The following is a 7,120-nucleotide window of genomic DNA, read 5'->3' as shown; positions in this document are numbered from 1 at the left end:
TCAGGCCGCTGTCGTTGATGTCATGGCAGAAAAGACCCGTCGCGCGCTAAGGCTGTATCTGGAACATGCGCCCGAAACCCGCAGCCTGTGTGTGGCGGGCGGCGTTGCCGCAAACAGCGCCATTCGCGCAAGGTTAGAGACTGTATCGGACGAAGTCGCCGCCGCCTTTATCGCGCCGCCGCTTAGCCTGTGTACCGATAATGCCGCGATGATCGCCTTTGCCGCAGCGGAACAAAGCCAGTTGCGAGACCCCGATGATCTGACGCTATCGGCGCGGCCAAGATGGCCCTTGGACACCAAGCAACCGTCCATGCTGGGCAGTGGTAAAAAAGGGGCTAAAGCATGAGCATTGCAGTTCTGGGTGCCGGTGCCTTTGGTACTGCGCTGGCAACTTCACTGGCGCATAAAGGTCCGGTCACCCTGTGGGCCCGCGACGTACAGGGCATGGACGTTATCCGCGAAAACGCAGCGCGCCTGCCCGGATGCCATTTTCCTGATGCCTTGTTCGTCACAGACATTTTCGAGGATGCCGCCAAAGCAGAGATTTTGCTGGTGTCAGTACCAATGCAAAAGCTGCGCGGCTTTTTGACCGATCATGCCGTCCTGCTGGCTGGCAAAACCATTGTCGCCTGCTGCAAGGGAATTGAGCTGAAAACCGGCCTTGGCCCTGTTGCGGTGATCCGTGAAGCTCTGCCCGATGCGGTTCCAGCCATTCTGACCGGCCCCAGCTTTGCCGCTGATATTGCACGCGGTCTACCGACAGCCCTGACACTGGCCTGCGCCGATGCGGCGATGGGTGAAAGGCTGCAAAAGGCGCTGACAACGCAGAACCTGCGGCTTTACCGGACGGTCGATACCATCGGCGCAGAACTGGGCGGCGCGCTAAAGAACGTAGTCGCCATTGCCTGCGGCGCCGCGATGGGGGCCGGACTGGGCGAAAGCGCACGGGCCGCATTGATGACCCGCGGCTTTGCTGAAATGCAACGGCTGGCGGCGCATTTGAACGCCGATCCCGATACGCTGTCGGGGCTGTCGGGATTTGGCGATCTGACGCTGACCTGCACATCGACCCAATCGCGGAACTACCGGCTTGGGCTGGCCTTTGGCGAAGGGCGCAGTTTTGACAGCGCGACAACCGTCGAAGGGGCCGCAACGGCCCGCGCGGTGCATGGATTGGCGCAAAAACACGGGCTAGACCTGCCGATCACAGCCGCCGTTGCAGGTTTGATCGAGAACAGATTAGATGTGCAAAGCGCGATGAAGTCGCTTTTGACCCGCCCTCTAAAGGAAGAATGACATGCTGATTGCCCTGATTGCCAAAGACAAAGCCGATTCCCTAGCCGTGCGGCAGGAAAACCGCCCCGCTCATGTGGAGTATCTGAAATCCACTGGCTGCGTTTCTCAGGCCGGGCCTTTGCTGGATGCTGACGCGCAGATGTGCGGATCGCTGGTGATTTTGGATGTCGCCGATATGGCGGCGGCGCAAGATTGGGCCGCAAACGATCCCTATGCCAAGGCCGGATTGTTCGCGGATGTTCAGCTGATCGCTTGGAACAAGGTGATCGGCTGATGGCCTATTGGCTGTTTAAATCAGAACCGTCGACTTGGGGCTGGGATGATCAAGTCGCCAAAGGCGACGCGGGCGAGGAATGGGACGGCGTGCGCAACTATCAGGCACGCAATTTCATGCGCGAAATGGCCAAAGGCGATCTTGGGTTTTTCTATCACTCCCAAGGCGAAAGGGCGATTGTCGGCATCGTAGAAATCATTGCCAAGGCGCATCAGGACAGTTCAACCGATGATGACCGTTGGGAATGTGTAGATATCAAAGCGGTTCGGCCGTTTAAAACGCCCGTCACGCTGGACGCCATCAAAGTCGATGGCCGGTTTGACGATATGGCTTTGGTAAAAAGCCCGCGTTTGTCAGTGCAACCCGTCACAGACGAACAGTGGCAACAGATCTGCGCCATGGGGAATACGGAAGCGTCTTAACGGCATCGTATTCTTCAAGGATAAACGTAAAAAGGGTTCCGGCACCCCGCCAGAACCCTTTCTCACCCCACGTGAATCCCTAAAGACCACCTCACGTGTATCGAAATATGTTCTGGCCGTACTAGCCGATGCACTCTGAATACCGCATCAGCCGATCCTGTGCAAGAATCGAGTAATTCAAACACCTTACAATAAAAAAACGCCCGGTTAACCATCGGGCGTTCCTTTTTGGTTCTGGTAGCCGTCTTAGGCGTAGACGGCTTCTTTGCCGAAATGCTTGGTCAGCATATAATAGACGACGGCGCGGTATTTGTTACGCTCGGATTTTCCGTAGGTCTCGATAACTTTGTGGATGCCTTCCATCAGGTCGGGGCTATCGGACATGCCGAGTTTCTTCATCAGAAAGTTGGTTTTGACCAGCTCAAGCTCGCTTTCCTGCGATGCGGCGACGGTCTGCGCATCTGCGTTGTAAATCGACGGGCCACAGCCAATCGTGACCTTGGTCAGCAAATCCATGTCTGGCGTCATACCGCATTTGTTTGTCAGATCATCCGCGTATTTCGCGATCCATTCGTCTCTCTTGCCCATTCAAGGTCTCCCACCGTTGGTTTTGGCCGGTTATTCCAGCCTCAAAAGGGAGCCTAGTCGCTAATCCGAAACCACAAAAGAATTTTTTTCCCTGCGGTTACCGGTTCAGGTAAACCAGTGCGGTGCCTTTTTCAGGGTGGGCCAATCTTCGGGACTGTGCCCGAATATCACGGCGGCATCGCGTGCGGCGGCCAGCTTCATCAGGCGATCCCCGTGATGGATGGCAAGATCCACGTCCCAAGAGCCCGCGAACCCCTCCTCAATTTCAGAAGCGCGGCTGATCGCGTCAGAGGTCAACAACACCCAACCGGTATCCGGAAGACGGATCATAAAGGCCAGTTGACCGGGCGCGTGGCCGGGACAGAGCAACACGTCGAACCCGTCGCACAGGCTGAAATCATCGTGAACCAGCGCATAATCGGCATTGGGCCACTCCATCACCTGCTTGCCCGACCAATACAGCGGCCTTGGCAACGCGCGCTCGGCTGCGGCGATCAGAATGGGGGCCTGCGGATAGCCTGCCATGTCGCCAACATGGTCAATATGCGTGTGACTTTGGATCATCAACGTCACGTCTTGCTTGGCTATGCCCAGCTTTGCCAGTTGCGGGCCGGGCATGTTTTCCGGCGTCACAGACAGAACCTGACCAAAGGATCCCAGATCATCCTCTGCCGTGGCGGCATCGGCGTCTTGGGCGTATTTCTGCGGAAAACCAGTGTCTATCAAGACGGTTTCACCCGCATCAGTTTGAATGACATAGCCACAGATCCCGACATCACGCGGCCCTGAATGCACCCGGAACAGCCCATAATCCAGCACTGCCAGACGTATGGGTTTGCCTTTCAAAGAAACTTGCATATTCATGTATCTGCCCCTTTTCACGGGCATGTTAGCCAGAGGCCCCGCATGAAAGTCAAGATACACACGTTGTTCCAATATCTTCTGGAGACCACAGATGCAGCGCCTCAGGCAGTGGTCGGGTTTTCGCTGTCCGGGTCGCCCAAGCTGGGGGATTATCTGGCTGATCTGGATCCAAACCAGTCCCTGGATTGGAACAATCGCGACTTTCGCGGTCTGCCAGAGCTACGAGATCACGTGTTGGCCCAAGCCGGATTGACCGGGGTTTGCAGCCAAAGCGATGTGTTGATCACCGCAGGTGCTGCCGAGGCGAATTACCTTGCGATCATGCAATTACTTCAGCCCGGCGATGAAATCGTGATTGAAACACCCGGCTGGCCACAGGCCGAGGTGTTGGCCAAAGCCATTGGCGCAAAAATCACCCGCATCACACGGCAGGAAAACGACGGTTGGCGGCTGCCCATTGACCAGATTGCCGATGCGGTCAGCGATCAGACCAAGATGATATTCCTGACCAACCCCAATAACCCGACCGGTGATTTGCTAAGCCCCGAAGAGATCACCCAGCTTGTCACCATCGCCGATCGCGTCGGCGCGTGGCTGTTGATCGACGAGGTATACGCCGGTCTGGAATGGGACGGGCCCCGTGCACCATCGGTCGCCGGCCTCTACCCCAAGGGGATCACGACAGGCTCAGTCTCAAAGGCATTGGGCCTTCAGGGGCTGCGCACGGGTTGGATGATATGCCCAGATCCGCAGATGATCATGGATGCGGTGATCTTGCGGGAAAATTCGTCCGAGATCATGAACATCATGGGTGAAGTAATTTCTGAAATCGCGCTGCGCCCAGACAGGTATGCGGCAGCAATGAAAACGGCCCGCCGCGATGGCCGTGATAATCTGGCGCAGATGAACGCTTGGGTCGATGCACAAGCTGGCCTGTCTTGGGTGCCACCCCGCGCCGGATTGATCGGGCTGGCCCGCCTACCGGACGGGATCGACAGCGATGATTTCGCACGTAGGCTGCTGGCCGACCCGTATCGCACCTTTCTGCTGCCCGGCAGCGCCTATGATCAACCCCGCCACATCAGACTTGGCGTGGGCGGCGGTGCTGCCGTTAACCTGCACGACGGGCTGGCGCGACTGTCACAGGCGCTGATCAATTGGGCCTAGCGGGCTTGTCCAGACAGCCTAATTGGGCAAAGGTCATCCTATGATTTTGATCCGTTCATCCGTTCTGTTGCTGGCCTTCAGCGCCTGTGTTTCACAGGCCGACCCGTTGCCAAGCCCCGTATCCAGGACGGCCTATGCGCCCATAGATATGGACGAGGCGATTCTGGGCCAATTGCTGTTCTACGATCCCATCCTTTCGGGCAACCGCAACATAGCCTGCGCCACCTGCCACCACCCGGATTTCGCGACCAGTGACGGGGTGTCGCTGGGGTTGGGCGAAGGCGGCGTCGGCTTGGGGCTGGAACGCCGCGGCGATCCCGACAATATGCCAACCCACCGCATCCCGCGGAATTCTCCGGCGTTGTTCAACCTTGGGGCATCCGAATTTACGGTTCTATTCCATGACGGCCGGATCGAGGTAGATTCAACCATGACGTCGGGGTTCCGGACACCGCTTGAGGATGACATGCTTGGCGGCTTTGCGTCGCTTTTGTCAGCACAGACCATGTTTCCAGTCCTAAGCCCTGATGAAATGGCCGGCCACGGGGGTGAGAATAACGTGGCAAAGGCCGTGCGTCAGGGTCTGATTACGGGGTCCAATGGCGCGTGGGATATCCTGTCGCGTCGGGTTGCAGACCTGCCTGATTATGCCCAGCGTTTCAGCGCGGTTTACGACCATATTGATACGCCCGATGACATTGCGTTTACAGATATCTCGAACGCGATTGCTGTTTTTATCGCCCATGAATGGCGATCTGATACGTCGGCCTTTGATGCCTATTTGCGCGACCCGACTGTCGGACTACCGCTGAAAGCGGAGCAGGGCATGGGGTTATTTTACGGCGATGCGGGCTGTAACGTGTGCCATTCAGGACCGTTTCAGACCGATCACGGGTTTCACGCAATGGGCGCACCACAGCTGGGTCCCGGCAAGGCAGCAGCGTTCGAAAATAACGCCCACGACACGGGGCGGATGCGCGTGACCGGCGATACTGACGATGCTTTTGCCTTTCGCACACCGTCTTTGCGCAACGTAATGCAAACCGGACCTTGGGGGCATGCAGGGGGTCACAGCAAGATCGAGCACTTCCTACGCGATCATCTTGACCCCGTTGCAGGCACTGCGCGGTTTGCACAAAGTTCCACCGCACGTCTTGATGTGCGCCTGCCACCTTTAATGGGGAACGACTGGCGCGAAATGGATGATCCTGCTGCCCGCGAAAGCATTGTCCAAGCTGCAATGATACGCGCGCCACGCGGGCTTGATGCCGCCGATATCGCTGTATTAGTATCGTTTCTTCGGACGTTGGACGATGAAACCGCCCTGAACGGCCGACTGGGTATCCCGAAAAGCGTGCCAAGCGGATTAGCAGTTGGCGGCGTTACGGCAGACTAATTCGGCTGCTCGATCAAGATCGTTTCGCCAGCCAGCACATCAACCATATCGCTTAGCGATCCGTCAGGCCACTGCACCTGAACCACCGCAGTCTTGGCCGCAGCGATGCCGAAATGCAACGGGCCTGCCACCGCCCCAGCGTGCCCGCCGCCTATCGTGATTTGTTGGCTTTGCTGATGATCATCAGCCGTCACAATCACCCGCGCGCCGACCGCAAAATGATTGCCACCTGCCCCGATGGCCAGCACCTGAACGGCATTTCCCGCATCTGGCGTCAAATTCCTGTACAGCCGCATCGGCGCACGGCGGTTCACGACGACCAGATCAAGCCGCCCGTCGCTGTCGAAATCCGCCAGCGCAGCACCACGGGACCGGGCGGTGTCCGCCACACCAGCAACGCCTCCGGCTTCGGCAAAACGACCATCCTTGCCTTGGATCAGCAGATTGTTGGGGTCGCGCATCGCCATGCCAGGCATCTGGTCCACATTGCCTTTGGCGATGAACAGATCCGCACGGCCGTCGTTGTTCACGTCGGCAAAGCTGGCGTGCCAGCCGGTTGATGGACGACCATCGCCCTTGATATAAGGGTTATGTGCATAGGTGCCGATATCATAGGGCGCGCCGATATAACGCCCATCTGCCTGCGCGATCTGCATCAACTGATCCCCCATCGAGGTCAGCATAAGTTCATCCCGCTGGTCGCCGTTCAAGTCACGGCTGGCAATGCCCATTCCCCACAGCGAAACCGTATCCCACCCGTCATCTGCAGTCAGAAAGCGGCGATCCTTGATATCCCAAAGCTGCTCTGATCCGCCAGAGACATAATAGTGTCTATCGTTGGATATGCGCAGTGATTGTCGTCCGCGCGCGTCTGTCGATGCCAGCATTGAAAGGGTGCAAAACCCGGGGGTCAGAAGCTCGGCGCGATAGCTGGGCGTACCGCCATCCTGCGGATTCAGAATCGTCTGGGTATCGCAGGTGCCAAATGGCCCGTCAGGGTTTGTGCGGTCAACGTAATGACCGACAGCCAGGGTCGGAAAACGTGCGCCCGTGTCCCACCACGCGGTAAACGCAGTGGTCCATTGATCAGTCTGCGGGATATTCCAGCGTGCT

The 7,120-nt window shown here is 57.7% G+C and carries 8 protein-coding genes and 1 pseudogene; 6 read left to right on the top strand and 3 right to left on the bottom strand.

From position 1 onward, the window contains the following. The 4 genes and pseudogenes from ABYT07_RS17550 to ABYT07_RS17535 form a co-directional block, all read left to right on the top strand. Positions 1-346, top strand: a pseudogene (locus tag ABYT07_RS17550) (tRNA (adenosine(37)-N6)-threonylcarbamoyltransferase complex transferase subunit TsaD); the annotation flags it as partial. Continuing rightward, entirely contained in the window at positions 343-1,296 is a 954-nt protein-coding gene (locus ABYT07_RS17545; protein WP_372993323.1) for an NAD(P)H-dependent glycerol-3-phosphate dehydrogenase, read from the top strand. The pseudogene ABYT07_RS17550 and the gene ABYT07_RS17545, both read left to right, overlap by 4 nt. Before the next feature lies 1 nt (position 1,297). Further along, a complete protein-coding gene (locus ABYT07_RS17540) occupies positions 1,298-1,570 on the top strand; it encodes a YciI family protein (protein ID WP_372993322.1) in 273 nt (90 codons plus the stop codon). Further along, complete coding sequence (locus tag ABYT07_RS17535; RefSeq protein WP_372993321.1) at positions 1,570-1,992, top strand: EVE domain-containing protein; 423 nt, start codon at positions 1,570-1,572, stop codon at positions 1,990-1,992. The genes ABYT07_RS17540 and ABYT07_RS17535 overlap by 1 nt, the downstream gene beginning before the upstream one ends. Before the next feature lie 246 nt (positions 1,993-2,238). Here ABYT07_RS17535 and ABYT07_RS17530 read toward each other — a convergent pair whose 3' ends face one another. After that, positions 2,239-2,580: a DUF2853 family protein gene (locus tag ABYT07_RS17530; protein WP_372993320.1), complete on the bottom strand. Its 342-nt coding sequence runs from the start codon at positions 2,578-2,580 to the stop codon at positions 2,239-2,241. Between the two features lie 105 nt (positions 2,581-2,685). Then, positions 2,686-3,444, bottom strand: coding sequence for an MBL fold metallo-hydrolase (locus tag ABYT07_RS17525; protein ID WP_372993319.1), 759 nt, complete (start codon positions 3,442-3,444; stop codon positions 2,686-2,688). Positions 3,445-3,486: 42 nt separating this feature from the next. On the opposite strand from ABYT07_RS17525, the gene ABYT07_RS17520 reads away from it, so the two are divergent. Then, positions 3,487-4,611 (top strand): pyridoxal phosphate-dependent aminotransferase, encoded by a 1,125-nt coding sequence (locus ABYT07_RS17520; RefSeq protein ID WP_372993318.1) that lies wholly within the window; start codon positions 3,487-3,489, stop codon positions 4,609-4,611. A 40-nt stretch (positions 4,612-4,651) separates the two neighbouring features. Further along, positions 4,652-6,007, top strand: coding sequence for a cytochrome-c peroxidase (locus ABYT07_RS17515; RefSeq protein WP_372993317.1), 1,356 nt, complete (start codon positions 4,652-4,654; stop codon positions 6,005-6,007). Here ABYT07_RS17515 and ABYT07_RS17510 read toward each other — a convergent pair. Next, on the bottom strand, positions 6,004-7,120 hold a 1,117-nt coding region (locus ABYT07_RS17510; RefSeq protein WP_372993315.1), incomplete at its 5' end, for a CRTAC1 family protein. The two genes, ABYT07_RS17515 and ABYT07_RS17510, sit on opposite strands and share 4 nt — an antisense overlap.

The organism is Sulfitobacter sp., from assembly GCF_041552635.1.
Classification (GTDB): domain Bacteria; phylum Pseudomonadota; class Alphaproteobacteria; order Rhodobacterales; family Rhodobacteraceae; genus Sulfitobacter.
This window is presented reverse-complemented; position numbering and strand designations above follow the sequence as displayed.